Annotated in this window: 16 protein-coding genes and 2 tRNA genes; all 18 read right to left on the bottom strand. The window is 64.5% G+C overall.

The window, feature by feature from the left end; translation table 11 throughout:
- Nucleotides 1-80 precede the first annotated feature (80 nt).
- A tRNA-Asp gene (locus tag ACMGT0_RS11335) sits at nucleotides 81-157 on the bottom strand.
- 72 nt (nucleotides 158-229) lie between these two features.
- Nucleotides 230-305: transfer RNA gene (locus ACMGT0_RS11330), tRNA-Val, on the bottom strand.
- 136 nt (nucleotides 306-441) lie between these two features.
- On the bottom strand, nucleotides 442-1,200 hold the full coding sequence (locus ACMGT0_RS11325; protein WP_192842717.1) for an SDR family oxidoreductase: 759 nt from the start codon (nucleotides 1,198-1,200) through the stop codon (nucleotides 442-444).
- Nucleotides 1,201-1,217: 17 nt separating this feature from the next.
- Nucleotides 1,218-2,429: an O-succinylhomoserine sulfhydrylase gene (locus ACMGT0_RS11320; protein ID WP_054058660.1), complete on the bottom strand. Its 1,212-nt coding sequence runs from the start codon at nucleotides 2,427-2,429 to the stop codon at nucleotides 1,218-1,220.
- Nucleotides 2,430-2,626: 197 nt separating this feature from the next.
- A complete protein-coding gene (gene purF / locus ACMGT0_RS11315) occupies nucleotides 2,627-4,132 on the bottom strand; it encodes an amidophosphoribosyltransferase (RefSeq protein WP_017904424.1) in 1,506 nt (501 codons plus the stop codon).
- Nucleotides 4,133-4,173: 41 nt separating this feature from the next.
- The gene (locus ACMGT0_RS11310) at nucleotides 4,174-4,731 is read right to left on the bottom strand and encodes a CvpA family protein (RefSeq protein WP_054058661.1); all 558 of its coding nucleotides are present in this window, start codon (nucleotides 4,729-4,731) and stop codon (nucleotides 4,174-4,176) included.
- A 94-nt stretch (nucleotides 4,732-4,825) separates the two neighbouring features.
- Nucleotides 4,826-5,539 (bottom strand): SPOR domain-containing protein, encoded by a 714-nt coding sequence (locus ACMGT0_RS11305; protein WP_416772604.1) that lies wholly within the window; start codon nucleotides 5,537-5,539, stop codon nucleotides 4,826-4,828.
- Complete coding sequence (gene folC / locus ACMGT0_RS11300; RefSeq protein ID WP_416772602.1) at nucleotides 5,523-6,830, bottom strand: bifunctional tetrahydrofolate synthase/dihydrofolate synthase; 1,308 nt, start codon at nucleotides 6,828-6,830, stop codon at nucleotides 5,523-5,525. The genes ACMGT0_RS11305 and folC overlap by 17 nt, the downstream gene beginning before the upstream one ends.
- Entirely contained in the window at nucleotides 6,827-7,747 is a 921-nt protein-coding gene (gene accD / locus ACMGT0_RS11295; protein ID WP_054058351.1) for an acetyl-CoA carboxylase, carboxyltransferase subunit beta, read from the bottom strand. The genes folC and accD overlap by 4 nt, the downstream gene beginning before the upstream one ends.
- 106 nt (nucleotides 7,748-7,853) lie before the next feature.
- Complete coding sequence (locus tag ACMGT0_RS11290) at nucleotides 7,854-8,474, bottom strand: phosphoribosylanthranilate isomerase (protein WP_054058350.1); 621 nt, start codon at nucleotides 8,472-8,474, stop codon at nucleotides 7,854-7,856.
- Between the two features lie 63 nt (nucleotides 8,475-8,537).
- A complete protein-coding gene (gene truA, locus ACMGT0_RS11285; RefSeq protein WP_054058349.1) occupies nucleotides 8,538-9,362 on the bottom strand; it encodes a tRNA pseudouridine(38-40) synthase TruA in 825 nt (274 codons plus the stop codon).
- Nucleotides 9,363-9,500: 138 nt separating this feature from the next.
- Nucleotides 9,501-12,122 carry a FimV/HubP family polar landmark protein gene (locus tag ACMGT0_RS11280; protein WP_416772599.1) on the bottom strand — a complete coding sequence of 874 codons (2,622 nt, stop codon included), beginning with the start codon at nucleotides 12,120-12,122 and terminating at the stop codon, nucleotides 9,501-9,503.
- A gap of 208 nt (nucleotides 12,123-12,330) precedes the next feature.
- Entirely contained in the window at nucleotides 12,331-13,332 is a 1,002-nt protein-coding gene (locus ACMGT0_RS11275) for an aspartate-semialdehyde dehydrogenase (RefSeq protein WP_054063825.1), read from the bottom strand.
- Between the two features lie 232 nt (nucleotides 13,333-13,564).
- Nucleotides 13,565-14,677, bottom strand: coding sequence for an aspartate-semialdehyde dehydrogenase (gene asd / locus ACMGT0_RS11270; RefSeq protein ID WP_054059667.1), 1,113 nt, complete (start codon nucleotides 14,675-14,677; stop codon nucleotides 13,565-13,567).
- A gap of 68 nt (nucleotides 14,678-14,745) precedes the next feature.
- The gene (leuB, locus tag ACMGT0_RS11265) at nucleotides 14,746-15,828 is read right to left on the bottom strand and encodes a 3-isopropylmalate dehydrogenase (RefSeq protein WP_416772597.1); all 1,083 of its coding nucleotides are present in this window, start codon (nucleotides 15,826-15,828) and stop codon (nucleotides 14,746-14,748) included.
- A 57-nt stretch (nucleotides 15,829-15,885) separates the two neighbouring features.
- Nucleotides 15,886-16,650, bottom strand: a complete 765-nt coding sequence (locus ACMGT0_RS11260) for a class I SAM-dependent methyltransferase (RefSeq protein ID WP_054063827.1) — start codon at nucleotides 16,648-16,650, stop codon at nucleotides 15,886-15,888.
- 154 nt (nucleotides 16,651-16,804) lie between these two features.
- Complete coding sequence (leuD, locus tag ACMGT0_RS11255; RefSeq protein WP_017906554.1) at nucleotides 16,805-17,449, bottom strand: 3-isopropylmalate dehydratase small subunit; 645 nt, start codon at nucleotides 17,447-17,449, stop codon at nucleotides 16,805-16,807.
- A 10-nt stretch (nucleotides 17,450-17,459) separates the two neighbouring features.
- The gene (gene leuC / locus ACMGT0_RS11250) at nucleotides 17,460-18,878 is read right to left on the bottom strand and encodes a 3-isopropylmalate dehydratase large subunit (RefSeq protein WP_054059671.1); all 1,419 of its coding nucleotides are present in this window, start codon (nucleotides 18,876-18,878) and stop codon (nucleotides 17,460-17,462) included.
- Nucleotides 18,879-18,942 lie beyond the last annotated feature (64 nt).

Genomic DNA, 18,942 nt, shown 5'->3' with positions numbered 1-18,942 from the left:
CCCGTGACAAGGAAAGCTTCGGTACCTTCCCTGTCGCAGATCGTCTGTTTGCTCACCAAACAATCGATCTGTACAAAATATGGCGCAGCGGACGGGACTCGAACCCGCGACCCCCGGCGTGACAGGCCGGTATTCTAACCGACTGAACTACCGCTGCGCGTCGGTTGGAGGTTCTTCACAGAACTTCCGATTCTCTTGCGAGATGCTTTCTTGCGAAAGACTCGAGAAGTGGTGGGTGATGACGGGATCGAACCGCCGACCCTCTGCTTGTAAGGCAGATGCTCTCCCGGCTGAGCTAATCACCCTTTGCTTCGTCGAGGCCGCGAAATTTACGCAGGTAGAGAACCTAAGTCAATAGCCTGCTTGAAGTTTTTCTGAAAAAGACACATTCATGTCAGTTCCGGTACCACGAAAACCTCATGCCAAGCGGGCTGCAGCGCCCTACTCGGCGTAAATCATCTTCCGGCTCATGCCGCCATCGACCACGAATTCCTGGCCGGTGACAAAACCCGCGCCCTTGGACAACAGCCATGCCACCATTGCCGCCACATCCTCGACCGTGCCGACCCGGCCCACCGGGTGCTGGGCATGGTCGCTCTCGCTCAACGGCTCGGCCCGACGCTGCGCCGGGTCACGAGCATCGATCCAGCCCGGGCTGACCACGTTCACCCGGATCTCCGGCCCGAGGCTCATCGCCAGCGCATGGGTCAATGCCAGCAGGCCACCCTTGCTCGCCGCATACGCCTCGGTATCCGGCTCCGACTGCGTGGCCCGGGTCGAGGCGATATTGACGATGGCCCCGCAATGGGCGCGCAGATACGGCGCACAATGCTTGGCCAGCAGCATCGGCCCGCTGAGGTTGACCGCCAGCACCCGATTCCAGTGCGCCAGGTCGAGGCTTTCGAGGGTGATGTTGTGCGGATCGGCAATCGCCGCGTTACAGACCAGCGCATCGAGCCGGCCGAAGCGCCCGAGCACCTCGGCCACGCCCCGGGCCACTTGCGCCTCGTCGGAGACGTCCATGGCGATGAAGCAGGCGTTCTCGCCAAACACCTCGGCCACCTTGCCACCGCGCACCGGATCCAGGTCCGCCAGCACCACCTGCCAGCCCTCGCTGATCAGCCAGGCCGCGATGCCCAGGCCGATGCCCCGCGCCGCGCCGGTCACCAGCGCGACGCGGCCGTTGTTGCCAACGCCCACCTCGAAACCCAACTCGATCACAGTGCAGCCAGGCCGCGCGCCAGGTCGGCCTGCAGGTCAGCCACGTCTTCCAGGCCGACCGCAACGCGGATCAGGCTGTCGCGGATCCCCGCCGCTTCTCGCTCCTGCGGCGACAGACGGCCGTGGGAAGTGGTGCTCGGGTGGGTGATGGTGGTCTTGCTGTCACCCAGGTTGGCGGTGATCGAGATCATCCGGGTGGCGTCGATGAAGCGCCAGGCGCCCTCCTTGCCCCCCTTGACCTCGAAGCTCACCACCCCGCCGAAACCACGCTGCTGGCGCTGGGCCAGTTCGTGCTGCGGATGGCTCTTGAGGCCGGCGTAATGGACTTTCTCGATGCCGTCCTGCTGCTCCAGCCATTCGGCCAGGGCCAGGGCATTGGCACAGTGGGCACGCATGCGCAGGTTGAGGGTTTCCAGGCTCTTGAGGAAGATCCAGGCGTTGAACGGACTGAGGCTCGGGCCAGCGGTGCGCAGGAAGCCGACGACTTCCTTCATCTGCTCGTTACGACCGCAGACCACGCCTCCCATGCAACGGCCCTGGCCGTCGATGTACTTGGTCGCCGAATGCACCACCACATCCGCCCCCAGCTTCAGCGGCTGCTGTACCGCTGGCGTGCAGAAGCAGTTGTCGACCACCAGCAGCGCGCCCTTGGCGTGGGCGATTTCCGCCAGGGCGGCGATGTCCACCAGCTCGGCCAGCGGGTTCGACGGCGATTCGACGAACAGCAGCCTGGTGTTGGGCCTGATCGCCGCATCCCAGCCGGACAGTTCCGCCAGCGGCACGTAGTCGACCTCCACGCCAAAGCGCTTGAAGTACTTCTCGAACAGGCTGATGGTGGAACCGAACACGCTGCGCGACACCAGCACATGGTCGCCGGCGCTGCACAGGCTCATGACCACGGCCATGATCGCCGACATGCCGGTCGAGGTCGCCACGGCCTGCTCGGCACCTTCCAGCGCGGCAATGCGCTCTTCGAAGGCACGTACGGTCGGGTTGGTGTAGCGCGAATAGACGTTACCCGGCACATCGCCGGCAAAGCGCGCGGCCGCGTCGGCGGCGGTGCGGAAAACGTAGCTGGAGGTGAAGAACAGCGGATCGCTGTGCTCGCTCTCCGGGGTACGGTGTTGACCGGCACGGACGGCCAGGGTGTCGAAGGCTACGCCGTCGAGATCGCTGTCCAGCCGACCGGCATCCCATTCCTGACTCATGCTGCCACTCCTTGCTCTCAATCTTTGGAAGATACGGAACCGGCCCCTGGAGAGACGCATATGACTGTAGGAGCAGGGCTTGCCCGCGAAGAGGCCGCCCAAGGCCGCCAAAAGCTTCGCGGGCAAGCCGCGCTCCTACAGGGATCGCGGCCTGGAACGCGGCATACCAGACGCCGCGCCACAGGGCCGGGTTCCAATCAGTTGTTGTACAGATCGATAATCGCGCTGACCGCCTGGGTCTTGGCCTTGGCCGCGTCGTTGCGCGCCTGCTCGATCCGGTTCAGGTAGTGCTCGTCGATATCGCCGGTGACGTACTTGCCGTCGAATACCGCGCAGTCGAACTGTTCGATCTTGATCTTGCCACCGCCCACGGCTTCGATCAGGTCCGGCAGGTCCTGATAGACCAGCCAGTCGGCACCGATGAGGTCGGCAACGTCCTGGGTGGTACGGTTGTGGGCGATCAGTTCGTGGGCACTCGGCATGTCGATGCCGTAGACGTTGGGGTAACGCACAGCCGGGGCCGCCGAGCAGAAGTAGACGTTCTTCGCCCCGGCTTCACGGGCCATCTGGATGATCTGCTTGCAGGTGGTGCCGCGAACGATGGAGTCGTCCACCAGCATCACGTTCTTGCCGCGGAATTCCAGCTCGATGGCGTTGAGCTTCTGCCGTACGGATTTCTTGCGCGCCGCCTGGCCCGGCATGATGAAGGTCCGGCCGATATAGCGGTTCTTCACGAAACCTTCGCGGAATTTCACGCCCAGGTGGTTCGCCAGCTCCAGGGCCGCGGTACGGCTGGTGTCCGGAATCGGGATGACCACGTCGATGCCATGGTCGGGACGCTCGCGCAGGATCTTCTCGGCCAGTTTCTCGCCCATGCGCAGGCGCGCCTTGTACACCGACACGCCGTCGATGATCGAGTCCGGACGCGCCAGGTAGACGTGTTCGAAGATGCACGGGGTCAGGCTCGGGTTGGTCGCGCACTGACGGGTGTGCAACTTGCCGTCTTCGGTGATGTAGACCGCTTCGCCCGGAGCCAGGTCACGGATGAGGGTGAAGCCGAGCACGTCCAGGGACACGCTCTCGGAGGCGATCATGTACTCGACGCCTTCATCGGTGTGACGCTGGCCGAACACGATCGGACGAATGCCATGGGGGTCGCGGAAGCCGACGATACCGTAGCCGGTGATCATCGCCACCACCGCGTAGCCGCCGACGCAACGGTTGTGCACGTCGGTCACTGCGGCGAACACGTCTTCCTCGGTCGGCTGCAGCTTGCCGCGCAGGGCCAGCTCGTGGGCGAACACGTTGAGCAGCACTTCCGAGTCGGAGTTGGTGTTGACGTGACGCAGGTCGGACTCGTAGATCTCCTTGGCCAACTGTTCGACGTTGGTCAGGTTGCCGTTGTGCGCCAGGGTGATGCCGTAAGGCGAGTTGACGTAGAACGGCTGGGCCTCAGCCGAAGTCGAGCTGCCGGCAGTCGGGTAGCGCACATGGCCGATGCCCATGTGGCCCACCAGGCGCTGCATATGGCGCTGCTGGAATACGTCACGGACCAGTCCGTTGTCCTTGCGCAGGAATAACCGGCCGTCATGGCTGGTCACGATACCGGCAGCGTCCTGGCCGCGGTGCTGGAGCACGGTTAGCGCGTCATACAGCGCCTGATTGACGTTCGACTTACCGACGATACCGACGATGCCACACATGCGACGCAACCCCTACTTAATGAATCTGAACTGAACGACTCTTACTGGGCGGGTTTGCCCGGCAAGAGATGCTCCTTGAACGGAATATCAGCGGGTACGCTGATTCCGCTGGCCAGCCACTGACTGCTCCACCCCAATATGAGGTTCTTTGACCAATCTGCAACCATTAAAAATTGTGGCACGAGCCGGGACTCCTGCCACCACGGATCCTGCTGTACCGGCCCGAGGCTGAGCAGCCCGACCGCGACGACCACCAGCAGCGCGCCACGCGCGGCGCCGAAGGCCATGCCGAGAAAGCGATCGGTCCCGGACAGGCCGGTGACGCGAATCAACTCGCCGATAAGGTAATTGATCATGGCGCCGACCAGCAGGGTCGCGACGAACATGATTGCACAGCCCGCGATCACGCGAGCCGAAGGTGTCTGGATGTAGTCGGTGAGGTACACGGACAGCGAGCCACCGAACATCCAGGCGACCACACCGGCGATGATCCAGGTGAGCAAGGACAAGGCTTCCTTGACGAAGCCGCGACTCAAGCTGATCAAAGCAGAAACGACGATTACCGCGATAATCGCCCAGTCAACCCAGGTAAATGGCACAGTGCAGCCTACAGACGGATAAGGCGGCGCATTTTAGCAGAGCGCCGCCTTGCTGGTAAGGCAGTTGTTCGGTGGATTTCGTACAACCCGGCGCTTAACCGCGCTCGGGCTGGAAACGAACGACAAAACCCTTCAGGTTCTGCTGGCGACCGAGCAGGTCGCGCAGGCGATCAGCCTCCGCACGCTCGATCAGGGGACCGACGAAGACCCGGTTCTTGCCATCGGCGGAACGGATATAGGCGTTGTAGCCCTGGCTGCGCAAGCTCTTCTGCAGGCTCTCGGCACCCTCCCGGCTCGACAGGCTGGCCAGTTGTACCGACCAACTGATCGGCAGACCGTTGGGGTCGACGCGATTCTGCGTGGTATCGAGCTTCGCCGGAGCCTGCGCCACCACCTGGGCCGGCGTCTGCGCGGGTACCGCGGCGGGCTTGGCCGCCGAAGCAGGCACGGACGCCGGGGTCGCCGGCTTGGTCGCCGCAACCGGAGCCCCCGGCTTGGTCGCAGGGACAACTGGAGCGACCGGCGTCGCAGTGGCCGGCTTGGCCGCAGGCGCTGCCGGAGCAGCCACGACCTCGTCGTCCTCTGGCGGCAAGGGGTCCTGGGGCAGGTTTTGCGGCTCCGGCACGGCCACCGGCTCGACATGCACCTGGGGCACCACGGGGGCCTGTGGCGCCGCTGGCGGGTCGACACGCACCTGGCGCTGTTCATCCTGACGGGAAAACAGCATCGGCAGAAAGATCACCGCCAGCGCCACCAATACCAGCGCGCCGACCATCCGCTGCTTGTACGCCCTATCCAGCAATGCCATCTGCAGCTTCCTCCGTGGCGCGCCGGGCCAGCCATTCCAGCGCCTCGGCTACGCAAAAGAACGATCCGAACAACAGAATCTCATCATCGACCGTGGCCTGGGCACACTGCCCTTCCAGCGCCGCGGCCACGCTTTCATACACCGTCACCGCCGCGCCGCGGGCCTGCAAGGCAACCTGCAGGTCCGCAGCCGGGCGGCTGCGCGGCGACTGCAGCGGCGTGACCGCCCAATGCTGCACATGGCCATCCAACTGCGCCACCACGCCGTCGAGATCCTTGTCCGCCAGCAGGCCGAACACCGCCAGGCGTCGTCCGGCCAGCGGCTGGCGTGCCAGACGCTGGGCCAGGTACTCGGCGGCATGCGGGTTATGCCCGACATCCAGCATCAGCCTGACCTGCCTACCCTGCCAGTTGACGGTCCGCCGGTCCAGTCGACCCACGATCCGCGTCGCCTGCAGGGCGGCACCGATGCGCTCGGGCTGCCAGGGCAACCCCATCAGCGCATAGGCCTGGAGTGCCAATGCAGCATTCTCCATCGGCAGGTCCAGCAACGGCAGGTCGTGCAGTTCGAGCGGCAGGCCCTGGCCGTCGACACCGCGCCACTGCCAATGACGGTCGGTGGACGCGAGGTCGAAATCGCGGCCGCGCAGCAACAGCGGGCTGTTCAGCTCACGCGCCTTGTCCAGCAGCGGCTGGGGCGGATTCAGGTCACCGCACAGCGCCGGCCGGCCCGCACGGAAGATCCCGGCCTTCTCGTAGGCCACCGACTCGCGGGTGTTGCCCAGGTACTCGGCATGATCGACGCCGATACTGGTCACCAGGGCGAAGTCGGCGTCGACCACATTGACCGTATCCAGGCGCCCGCCAAGACCGACTTCCAGCACCACGGCATCCAGCTGTTCACGCTCGAACAGCCAGAACGCCGCCAGGGTGCCCATCTCGAAGTAGGTCAGCGAGGTATCGCCACGGCCGGCTTCCAGCGCGACGAAGGCCTCGCACAGCTGGGCATCGCTGGCCTCGACACCGTTGATCTGCACGCGCTCGTTGTAGCGCAGCAGGTGTGGCGAACTGTAGACGCCGACCTTGAGACCTTGCGCCATCAACAGCGAGGCGACGAAGGCGCAGGTCGAGCCCTTGCCGTTGGTGCCCGTAACGGTCACTACCCGGGGCGCCGGCTTGCCCAGCCCCATGCGGTTCGCTACCTCTTGCGAGCGCTCCAACCCCATGTCGATGGCCGATGGATGCAGTTGCTCCAGGTAGGCGAGCCAGTCGCCCAGGGTACGTTCGGTCATACTTTTGCCGGTGCCGGTGGAACAACGACAGGCTCGACAGGTGCCGCCACGTACACAGGCGTCGGCAGGCCCATCATCTGCGCCAGCAGGCTACCCAGGCGCGGACGCAGCTCCTGGCGTGGGATGATCATGTCGATGGCACCGTGTTCCAGCAGGAACTCGCTGCGCTGGAAGCCTTCCGGCAGTTTTTCCCGTACGGTCTGCTCGATCACGCGCGGGCCGGCGAAACCGATCAGCGCCTTCGGCTCACCGACGATCACGTCGCCGAGCATCGCCAGGCTGGCGGAAACCCCACCGTAGACCGGGTCGGTCAGCACGGAGATGAACGGCAGGCCTTCTTCGCGCAGGCGTGCCAGCACGGCCGAGGTCTTGGCCATCTGCATCAGCGAGATCAGCGCTTCCTGCATCCGCGCACCGCCGGAAGCCGAGAAGCAGACCATCGGGCAACGTTTTTCCAGGGCGTAGTTGGCCGCACGAACGAAGCGCTCGCCGACGATGGCGCCCATGGAGCCACCCATGAACGAGAATTCGAACGCCGATACCACGATCGGCATGCCCAGCAGGGTACCGCTCATCGAGACCAGGGCGTCTTTTTCGCCGGTCTGCTTCTGTGCCGCGCTCAGGCGGTCCTTGTACTTCTTGCCATCGCGGAACTTCAGGCGGTCGACCGGCTCCAGGTCAGCCCCCAGCTCGACGCGGCCTTCGGCGTCCAGGAAGATATCGATGCGGGCGCGGGCGCCAATACGCATGTGGTGGTTGCACTTGGGGCAGACGTCCAGGGTCTTTTCCAGCTCCGGACGATAGAGCACCGCGTCGCACGACGGGCACTTGTGCCACAGGCCCTCGGGCACCGAGCTCTTCTTCACCTCGGAACGCATGATCGAAGGGATCAGTTTGTCTACTAACCAGTTGCTCATGCTTTCTTTCTCCAATTCGTTTTCGGCCCGTCGGACAACCGGGCCCGCCTGTTTTCTGTGGCGGTAAGCATGGACGGCGGCAGATTGCCGCCCGTCACATCGGCAATCAACTGGCGCGCACCGCCTGGATGAATGCCTTGATCTTCGCGGGGTCCTTGATGCCCTTGCTCTGCTCGACCCCGCCGCTGGTATCCACGGCATACGGCTTGACCTGGGCAATGGCCTGCGCCACGTTGTCCGCAGTCAGGCCACCGGCCAGGATGATCGGCTTGCTCAGGCCCTGCGGCACCAGAGACCAGTCGAAGGCCTCGCCGGTTCCACCCGGCACGCCTTCGACATAGGTGTCGAGCAGGATGCCGCTGGCACCGGGATACGCCCGGCAGGCCGCAGCGATGTCGTCACCGGCCTTGACCCGCAGCGCCTTGATGTACGGCCGGTTGAAGCCCTCGCACTGCGCGCCGGTCTCATCGCCATGGAACTGCAACAGGTCCAGCGGCACCGCATCGAGAATCTCGCCCAGCTCGCAACGACTGGCGTTGACGAACAGGCCCACGGTGGTGACGAACGGCGGCAGTGCGGCAATGATCGCCCGCGCCTGCTGGAACGTCACCGCCCGCGGGCTCTTGGCATAGAACACGAAACCGATGGCATCGGCTCCGGCCTCGACCGCGGCCAACGCATCTTCAATGCGGGTGATTCCGCAAATTTTGCTGCGAACGGCGGACATGTCGTCAGAACCCCAAGGTTTTCCGGATAAAGGCCCGGATGGTAGCAAATGCTTTTCCAGGCGTCAGCCGGCAAGCTCCGAGAAACCGGTGAGGAAGTGTGGCCCGATATAACGTTCGGGCAACTCGAACTCGTCGCGGTACTCCACCTGCACCAGGTACAACCCGAACGGATGCGCCGTCACCCCACCCGTACGACGGATGCGACTCTCCAGCACCTCGCGCGCCCATTCGACCGGGCGTTCACCGGCACCGATAGTCATCAGCACACCGGCGATATTGCGCACCATGTGGTGCAGGAAGGCGCCGGCACGGATGTCGATGACGATCATCTTGCCGTGCCGGGTGACCCGCAGGTGGTGCACTTCCTTGATCGGCGACTTGGCCTGGCATTGCCCGGCGCGGAAGGCGCTGAAATCGTGGGTACCGACCAGGTAGCGTGCGGCCTCGGCCATGCGCTGCTCATCCAGCGGCCGATGGTTCCAGGTGATTTCCTCATTGAGGTGCGCCGGACGGATCTGGTCGTTGTAGATCACGTAGCGGTAGCGCCGGGCGATGGCCTTGAAGCGGGCATGGAAATGCGCCGGCATGACCTTGGCCCAGGTGACACTGATGTCATGGGGCAGATTGATATTGGCGCCCATGGTCCAGGCCTTCATCGAACGCTCGGCGCGGGTATCGAAATGCACCACCTGCCCGCACGCATGCACACCGGCGTCGGTGCGCCCGGCGCACATCAGCGAGACCGGCGAGTCCGCCACCTTCGACAGCGCATCCTCCAGGGTTTCCTGGACCGACAGCACGCCCGAGGCCTGGCGCTGCCAGCCACGGTAGCGCGAGCCTTTGTATTCCACTCCCAGGGCGATGCGGAAAAAGCCTTCGGCCGCCATTTCGGCAGCCGGGTTATCTATATTTGCCAAGAACTTGCAGCCTGATGATTAACGCAAAGGCGTGCATTATAAGGCGCGCGCCCATAACGACAACGGCAGCCCGTGGGCTGCCGCTGTTTTTACCGTTATCGGATCGACTCAAGCCAGGCGCTTGAGCATCGCCCTGGCTTCGCTCTTCTGCGCATCGCTGCCTTCGCTGATGACCTCGGCCAGAATATCGCGGGCGCCATCCTTGTCATCCATGTCGATGTAGGCCTGGGCCAGATCGAGCTTGGTCGCCGCCTCGTCGGTTCCGGCCAGGAAATCGAACTCCGGCTCATCATCCCCCAGGGCGGCGTCCTGCTCGGTAAAGCTCGGCGTCGCCAGCGGCGGCTGCTCCAGGCTCTGGGACAGGCGATCCAGCTCGGCGTTGACATCGTCGAGCTCGTCGGTGAAGGCGTTCGGCCCGGTGTCGGCCAACAACTCGTCAGCCAGCAGATCATCCGCCGCCAGGTCGTCAGTCGCCAGGTCATCGGCCAGCGAAAGATCGAAGTCCGCCGGCAGCCCCAGATCATCCAGCGCGTCGAGGGTCGGCACCTCACCCTCCGGTGCCTTGGGATCATCGGCCAGCCCGAGCAGGAAGTCGTCATCGGCCTGGGCCGCAGCCACCGGTTCGTCACCGCCCAGATCCAGGTCGAAGTCGGAGAGATCGTCCAGACCGCTCAGATCATCCTTGGCTTCGGTCTGCTGCGCCAGTACCGACTCGAAGCTCAGATCGTCGTCGAGCTGCAGGTCATCCAGGCTTTCCTCGACAGCCGGAGCGGCGACTGGCGCCACCGACGGAGAGACGGCCTCCAGGTCATCCAGGCTGAGGTCGAAGTCGTTGTCGAATTCATCCACAACCGGCTCGGGTGCCGCAGCAACCACAGGCTCCGGTGCAGCGACCGGGGCCGGCTCGTCATCCTGCAGCAGCTCCTGGACGAACTGCTCGTCCAGTTCGGCGGCGGCAGCGGCTGCGCCCAGGCCTGCCGCAGCAGCGGCGGCCACGGCCACCATGGCAGGGAAGCGGCTCTTGAGCTGTTCGACCCGAGCCTGGTTATCGCCATTGGCCGGCAGTTGCCGCTCCTGGCGCACGAAGGCATCGCGGTCACCCTGGCGACCGTAGACTTCCATCAGTTTCAGGCGCAGATCGCTGCGCTGCGGCTCGAACTTGACCGCCTCCTCCAGCAGATCGGCGGCCTGGTTCAGATGACCGCGTTCGATATGCAGCTCAGCCTGACCCAGGACATCGGTCGGACGTTCAGCGACGGGAGCCGGCGCCGGGGCCGGCGCCAACTTTACATTGGGCGCGGGTACCTCCAGGCCCTCGAAGCTGCTTTCCGGCATGTCCAGGTCGGCCGCGAAGTCGGTCTCTTCCGACAACGCCTTGGCCATGCGCTGATGCTTCTCGGCTTCCTGCTGGGCCTTTCGACGACGAACCAGCAACAGCAGGAGCAGCAGCGCCACCAGCACCACGGAACCGGCAATCAGCCCCATCAGGATCGGGCTGGACAGCAGGTCGTCGAGCTTGCGCTCTTCGCTCGGTGCCGGCTGGACCGCTGGCTCGACCGGCTTGGCCGCCTCGGCGGGAGCCGGTGCAGGGGTGGCGACGACCGGAGCGGGCTCAGGCTTGGCCACCAGTTCGGCCGACACCGCCGGCTGGGTCGGCGCAGGTGCCGGAGCGGCAGCGGCGGCCGCCCCTTCGGCCTGCAGCTTGGCCAACTGGTCGTTCTTCAGATCGATGAGGCGCTGCAGCTTGTCCAGCTGGCTCTGCAGGTCTTCCATGCGGCTTTTCAGTTCGGCGTTGTCGCGACGGGTCGCGTCGAGGCTCTCCTGGGTCACCGCCAGCTTGTCGCTCAGGGCCTTGCTATCGCCGGCCGCCCCCTTGCCGCCCTTCTTGCCGTTCTCGGCGGAAACCAGGCTCAGCTTGTCCTTGCGCTCGCCCGCGACAGGCGCGCCCTCCCCGCCCTTGTGCCGGGTGGCGTCGAGCTGCTGCTTGCCAGCGGCATGGCCGGCACGACGTCCCTGGCGCCAGGCGGCGTTCTGCGCGGCCACCTCGGCGATCGCCTTGGACTGCGGCAGCGCAGTGCTTTGTACGGTATCCGGCAGACGCAGCACCTGGCCGGTCTTGAGGCGGTTGATGTTGCCATCGACGAAGGCCCCCGGATTCAACGCCTGGATCGCCAGCATGGTCTGCTGCACGGAAGCGCCATTACGCTCCCTGGCAGCGATTTCCCAGAGGGTATCCTTGGCCCCGGTGGTGTACTGCTTGGCCCGGGTCGGTGCGGTGACCGGCGCGTTCGGCGCGACAGCCGGCTTGGCGGCCTCGCCTGCCGGTGCGTATCTGGATGGATCGAGCAACACGCTGTAGTCGCGCATCAGCCGGCCCTGGGGCCACTGCACCTGGACCAGGAAGCGTACGTAGGCCTCGGACAGCGGCTTGCTGGAGGTCACTCGAACCACGCTGCGACCGTTGGGATTGACGACGGGCGTGAAGGTCAGGTCATTCAGGAAATCCTGGCGGTTGACGCCGGCATCGCTGAACGCCTGGGGAGAAGCCAGGCTGGGCACGATATCGGAAGCGCTGAGACCACCGACATCCTGCAATTCGATTTCCACCAGCAGCGGCTGGTTCAGGGTCGACTTGAGGGTCATCTCCCCAAGCCCGAGGGCATGCGCCATACCGGAAGACAGCGCCGAAGCGGCCGCTATTGCTAACACCAGTTTGCGAACTTGAACCATCAGCCTCTTCCTTTGTTTGTGCGTTCCTCGGCCAGCGAGAAGGTGGTGTAGCTGCCTTGCGGCATGGTGTGCGGCCGTGGAAATACGAGCGCATCACCCTGTTGTCGCCGATGCCCCTGCAAGTGCCCGTGGGGCAGCTCACCTTCAGCAACCAACCTGAGCATAGCGTCAGGCCAGAATCATTCTGCAAATTGTCGCCAAGTATCTTTTACAGCGGGTCTTTTATCAACAGCTCGGCCAGTTGCACGGCGTTCAGCGCGGCGCCCTTGCGCACGTTGTCCGTGGTCAGCCACAGGTTGAGCTGTGCCGGATCATCCACGCCATGACGAACCCGTCCGACATAGACCACATCCTGGCCCACGGCGTCACCGACCGCGGTCGGATAATCGTCGCCATCGACCAGCTCGATACCCTCGGCGGCCTCGAGCGCCGCGTTCACCGCTTGCAGATCGACGTCGGCAGCGGCCTGCAGGGACACACTATAGCTATCGCCAAAAAACACCGGGGCTTGAACGCAAGTGACTGAAATTTTTAGTAAAGGTGCTTGCAGCAGTTCGCGCAACTCGTTGACCAGGCGTTTTTCCAGGGGAACATGGCCCCGGGCATCCGGCTTGCCGACCTGGGCCAGCAGGTTGAAGGCCACCTGACGGTCGAAAACCCGGGGTTCCAGCGGGCGCATGTTCAGCAGTTCGGTGGTCTGCCGGGCCAGCTCGCTGACCGCTTCACGCCCCTGGGTGGACATTGCCAGGCAGGCGGTCAGGCTCACCTGGCGAATCTCCAGCAAACCCTTGAGCGGTGCCAGGGCCACGGCCAGCGCGGCGGCCGAAGCGCTCGGGCTGCCGACCTGCAGCGGCCTGCCCAGGCCCGACAGCACCTCGGCATTGGCTTCCGGCACCACCTGCGGCGCCGGCAAGGCGCCCGACAGGTCGATCACCGTGCAGCCAGCCGCCGTCGCCCGTGGCGCAAAACTGAGGGTGACCGCCGGCCCCGCGGCAAAAAACACCAGCCGGGCCTTGGCGAAGTCGAACTCATCGACTTCGCGAACACGCACGTTCTTGCCCCGGAATGGCACCGATTGCCCGGCCGACTCGCTGCTGGCCAGCAGATGCAGGTTGGCCACCGGAAAATCCCGCTCTTCGAGGATCTGCACCAGGGTTTCGCCGACCGTGCCGGTGGCACCGATCACGGCAACATCAAGGGACTGGCTCATGGGATTCTCCTCAGGCAAAACGGGGGGTGCGCACTTTACCCGTGACCGCGCGGTCAGGCAATTTGCCGGTACCTCTGCAGGAGTGGGCTTGCCCGCGAATACACCCCTGAAAGACCGGAAGCTTCGCGGGCACGCCCGCTCCCACAGGGACCACGCCACCGTGAGCGCACCACAGGAAACAAAAAGCCCGCGGCTCTTGCGAGTCGCGGGCTGTCTTCGAGCCTTCAGCGAATCAACGCTCCAGCAGGATCCGCAGCATGCGGCGCAGCGGTTCGGCAGCGCCCCACAGCAGCTGGTCGCCGACGGTGAACGCGCCGAGGAACTGCGAGCCCATGTTCAGCTTGCGCAGACGGCCCACCGGGATGTTCAGGGTACCGGTGACCTTGGTCGGGCTCAGCTCCTGCATGCTGATCTCGCGCTGATTCGGCACCAGCTTGACCCAGGGGTTGTGCTGGCTGATCAGGCCTTCGATGTCGGCCATCGGCACATCCTTGTTCAGCTTGATGGTCAGCGCCTGACTGTGGCAACGCATGGCGCCGATGCGCACGCAGATGCCGTCCACCGGGATCGGGTTCTTGAAGCGACCGAGGATCTTGTTGGTCTCGGCCTGGGCCTTCCACTCTTCGCGGCTCTGGCCGTTCGGCAGTTCCTTGTCGATCCACGGAATCAGGCTGCCGGCCAGCGGCACACCGAAATTCTCGGTCGGATAGGCATCGCTGCGCATGGTCTCGGCGACCTTGCGGTCGATGTCGAGGATGGCGCTGGCCGGGTTGGCCAGGTCATCGGCGACCGCCGCGTGGGTCGCGCCCATCTGGCGGATCAGCTCACGCATGTTCTGCGCACCGGCACCGGAAGCGGCCTGATAGGTCATGGCGCTCATCCACTCCACCAGGCCAGCCTCGAACAGACCGCCCAGGCCCATCAGCATCAGGCTGACGGTGCAGTTGCCGCCGATGAAGTTGCGGGTACCGGTATCCAGTTGCTGGTCGATGACCTTGCGGTTGACCGGGTCGAGGACGATCACCGCGTCATCCTGCATCCGCAGGCTGGACGCGGCATCGATCCAGTAGCCCTGCCAGCCGGCTTCGCGCAGCTTGGGGAAGACCTCGCTGGTGTAGTCGCCACCCTGGCAGGTCAGAATCACGTCGAGGGTTTTCAGCTCTTCAATGCTGTAGGCGTCCTTCAGCGGAGCAATATCCTTGCCCACGGCAGGGCCCTGGCCACCGACATTGGAAGTGGTGAAGAACACCGGCTCAATAAGATCGAAGTCCCGCTCTTCCAGCATCCGCTGCATGAGCACGGAACCGACCATACCGCGCCAACCGATCAGACCTACACGTTTCATCGCAACTACACCTTTTACAAAAGTGGGTCACCGCTTCCGGGGATGAAAGAGGCGGTGGGCCCGAGAGATTACAGATTCCGCAGCGCCTCGGCTACTGCGTTACCCATTTCCTGCGTTCCGACCCGGGTACAACCCTCGGACCAGATATCGCCGGTGCGCAAGCCGCGGTCCAGCACCAGGCTTACCGCCTGCTCGATGGCGGCGGCCGCTTCGTGCAGGTTGAAGCTGTAGCGCAGCATCATCGATACCGACAGGATGGTTGCCAGCGGGTTGGCAATGCCCTGCCCGGCGATGTCCGGAGCCGAACCGTGGCAAGGCTCGTACATGCCCTTGTTGTTGGCATCCAGGGACGCCGACGGCAGCATGCCGATCGAACCGGTGAGCATCGACGCCTCGTCGGAGAGGATGTCGCCGAACATGTTGTCGGTGACGATCACGTCGAACTGCTTCGGCGCACGCACCAGTTGCATCGCCGCGTTGTCGACGTACATGTGGCTCAGTTCGACGTCCGGGTAGTCCTTGGCGACCTCCTCGACCACTTCACGCCACAGCTGGCTGGATGCCAGGACGTTGGCCTTGTCCACCGAGCAGAGCTTCTTGCCACGCACGCGGGCCATGTCGAAGCCGACCCGGGCGATACGGCGGATTTCGCTTTCGCTGTACGGCAGGGTGTCGTAGGACTGGCGCTCGCCATTCTCCAGCTCGCGGGTACCACGCGGTGCGCCGAAGTAGATGCCGCCGGTCAGTTCGCGCACGATCAGGATATCCAGGCCGGCGACGATTTCGCGCTTGAGGCTCGAGGCATCGGCCAGTTGCGGGTAGAGGATCGCCGGACGCAGGTTGCCGAACAGGCCCAGTTGCGCACGGATCTTCAGCAGGCCGCGCTCCGGGCGGATGTCCCGCTCGATCTTGTCCCACTTCGGCCCGCCAACGGCGCCCAGCAGCACCGCATCGGCAGCGCGGGCACGTTCCAGGGTCTCGTCGGCCAGGGGCACGCCGTGCCTGTCGATGGCCGCGCCACCGATCACGTCGTGACTCAGTTCGAAGCCCAGGTCGTACTTCTCGTTGGCCAGTTCCAGCACCTTGACCGCTTCGGCCATGATTTCCGGACCAATACCGTCGCCTGGGAGAATCAGAATCTGCTTGCTCATGCTTTCCTCATGTCATCTGTCGGCGCACCGGTGATACCGGGCGACCTGGAAAAAAGTCTATCGCTCGGCCCACAGCACCAGTACATCTGTACTGAACGAACCATCGGCCTCAATCTCAAAATATTCCCGCACTTCGGCGCCCATCGCCTGCTGCAGCTCGCGAATCGCCACCCGCAACGCTGCCGGGGTGCGCATGCGCTCGACCCAGGAGGTGTACTCCAGACGCAAGCGCTGGCGGCTGGTGCTGCGCACGTGCAGACCCGCCTCGCTGACCTGGCGCGCCCACTCGGCGGCCGAATAATCGCGCACGTGGCTGGTGTCGCGCAGCACCTCGACGGCCTGCAGGTAGGTGTCGAACAACGGGCTGCCAGGCGACATGACGTCGATAAAGGCTGCGACGCCACCGGGTTTCAAAACCCGCCGCACTTCCCGCAGGGCCAGGCCGAGATCGCTCCAGTGATGCGCCGAGTAGCGGCTGAAGACGAAATCGAATTCGCCATCGGCGAACGGCAGGCTCTCGGCCGCGCCGCGCACCGTCACGATGTTGTCCAGGCCACGCTCCGTGGCGGCCGCGGCGACCACGTCGAGCATCTGCTGCGACAGGTCATAGGCCGCCACCTTGGCCACCAGCGGCGCAACGTGGAAGCTCACATGGCCGGCGCCGCAGCCCAGATCCAGCACCCGCGCGTCGGCGCGCCCGGCCAGTTCGGCCTGGAGCAGCGCGAACTCGGCGCCCTGGGCGTGTACGGCGCTGCTCAGGTAGGCAGCCGCCTGTTCACCGAACTGCTTTTGTACCACTTGGCTGTGGGCATTGCTGGTCATGGGGTGGTCCTTCTGTCGGGTTGCCAGGGCGTTGCAGGGGTTTGAGGGCCTCTTCGCGGGCAAGCCCGGCTCCTACAGAGTTGTGCCGAATATACGCACCCAACCTGTAGGAGCCGGGCTTGCCCGCGAAGAGGCCCGCCCCGCCTACATCGGATCAGGCGTCGCGAAACAGCCAAGGCTGGCTGGCACGATGCCTGGCCTCGAACGCCGCGATCGCGTCGCCGTCCTGCAGGGTCAGGCCGATGTCATCCAGGCCGTTGAGCAGGCAATGCTTGCGGAACGCATCGACTTCGAAGTGATAGACCTTGCCATCCGGACGGGTCACGGTCTGGGCCGCGAGATCGACGGTCAGTTGGTAACCCGGGGTGGCCTCGACCTGCTGGAACAGCTCGTCGACTTCGCTGTCGCTGAGAATGATCGGCAACAGGCCGTTCTTGAAGCTGTTGTTGAAGAAGATGTCGGCATAGCTCGGCGCGATGATGCTGCGGAAACCGTACTCGTCCAGGGCCCACGGCGCGTGCTCGCGGCTGGAGCCGCAACCGAAGTTCTCCCGGGCCAGCAGCACACTGGCACCCTGGTAGCGCTCGGCGTTGAGCACGAAGTCCTTGTTCAGCGGACGCTTGGAGTTGTCCTGGTAGGCATAACCGACGTCCAGGTAGCGCCACTCGTCGAACAGGTTGGGACCGAAGCCGGTACGCTTGATCGACTTGAGGAACTGCTTGGGAATGATCTGATCGGTATCGACGTTGGCACGGTCCAACGGCGCGACGAGACCGGTGTGCTGGGTAAAGGCTTTCATGTGTTTTTCCTCAGATCAATTCGCGAACGTCGATGAAACGGCCATTGATGGCAGCCGCCGCGGCCATGGCCGGACTGACCAGGTGGGTACGCCCACCGGCACCCTGGCGCCCTTCGAAGTTGCGGTTGGACGTCGAGGCGCAGTGCTCGCCGCTTTCCAGGCGGTCCGGGTTCATCGCCAGGCACATCGAGCAGCCCGGTTCACGCCACTCGAAACCGGCTTCGAGGAAAATCTTGTCCAGGCCTTCCGCTTCGGCCTGGGCCTTGACCAGGCCGGAGCCCGGCACCACCAGCGCCTGCTTGATGGTCGAGGCCACCTTGCGACCCTTGGCGATCGCCGCCGCCGCCCGCAGGTCCTCGATCCGCGAGTTGGTGCAGGAACCGATGAATACCCGGTCCAGCTGGATGTCGGTGATCGCCTGGTTGGCGGTCAGGCCCATGTACTTGAGCGCGCGCTCGATGGAACCGCGCTTGACCAGGTCCGGCTCCTGGGCCGGGTCCGGTACGTTCTGGTCGACGGCGAGCACCATTTCCGGCGAGGTGCCCCAGCTGACCTGCGGCTTGATCTGGGCGGCATCGAGCTCGACCACGGTGTCGAACACCGCATCGGCATCGGATACCAGGTCCTTCCAGGCCTCGACGGCACGCTCCCACTCCGCGCCTTTCGGAGCGAACGGACGGTCCTTGACGTAGGCGACGGTCTTTTCGTCGGCCGCCACCAGGCCCACGCGGGCACCGGCCTCGATGGACATGTTGCAGATGGTCATGCGGCCTTCGATGGACAGGTCGCGGATGGCGCTGCCGGCAAACTCGATGGCATGGCCGTTACCGCCAGCGGTGCCGATCTTGCCGATGACGGCCAGCACGATGTCCTTGGCGGTCACGCCGAGCGGCAACTGCCCCTCGACGCGGACCAGCATGTTCTTCATCTTCTTCGCGACCAGGCACTGGGTGGCGAATACGTGCTCGACCTCGGAGGTGCCGATACCGTGGGCCAGGGCCCCGAAGGCGCCGTGGGTCGAGGTATGCGAGTCACCGCAGACCACGGTCATGCCCGGCAGGGTCGCGCCCTGCTCCGGGCCGATCACGTGGACGATGCCCTGGCGCACGTCGTTCATCTTGAATTCGGTGATGCCGAACTCGTCGCAGTAGTTGTCGAGGGTCTGCACCTGGATACGCGACACCTGGTCGGCGATCGCCTCGATGCCGCCCTTGCGCTCGGGGGTGGTCGGCACGTTGTGGTCCGGCGTGGCGACGATCGAATCGACCCGCCATGGCTTGCGCCCGGCCAGCTTGAGGCCTTCGAACGCTTGGGGCGAGGTCACTTCGTGGATGATGTGACGGTCGATGTAGATCAGCGACGACCCATCATCGCGCCGTTTCACTTCATGGGATTCCCAAAGCTTGTCGTAAAGCGTTTTGCCGGCCATCAGACGTTTCCTCATCAGCTTGTTTCTATGCCCCGGGCTTATTGATGACTGTTCTCAATAACCC

This window comes from Pseudomonas sp. RHF3.3-3 (genome assembly GCF_048069595.1).
Taxonomy (GTDB): Bacteria; Pseudomonadota; Gammaproteobacteria; order Pseudomonadales; family Pseudomonadaceae; genus Aquipseudomonas; species Aquipseudomonas fuscovaginae_B.
The sequence above is the reverse complement of the archived record's forward strand: the minus strand, read 5'-3'. Positions and strand labels throughout refer to the sequence as shown.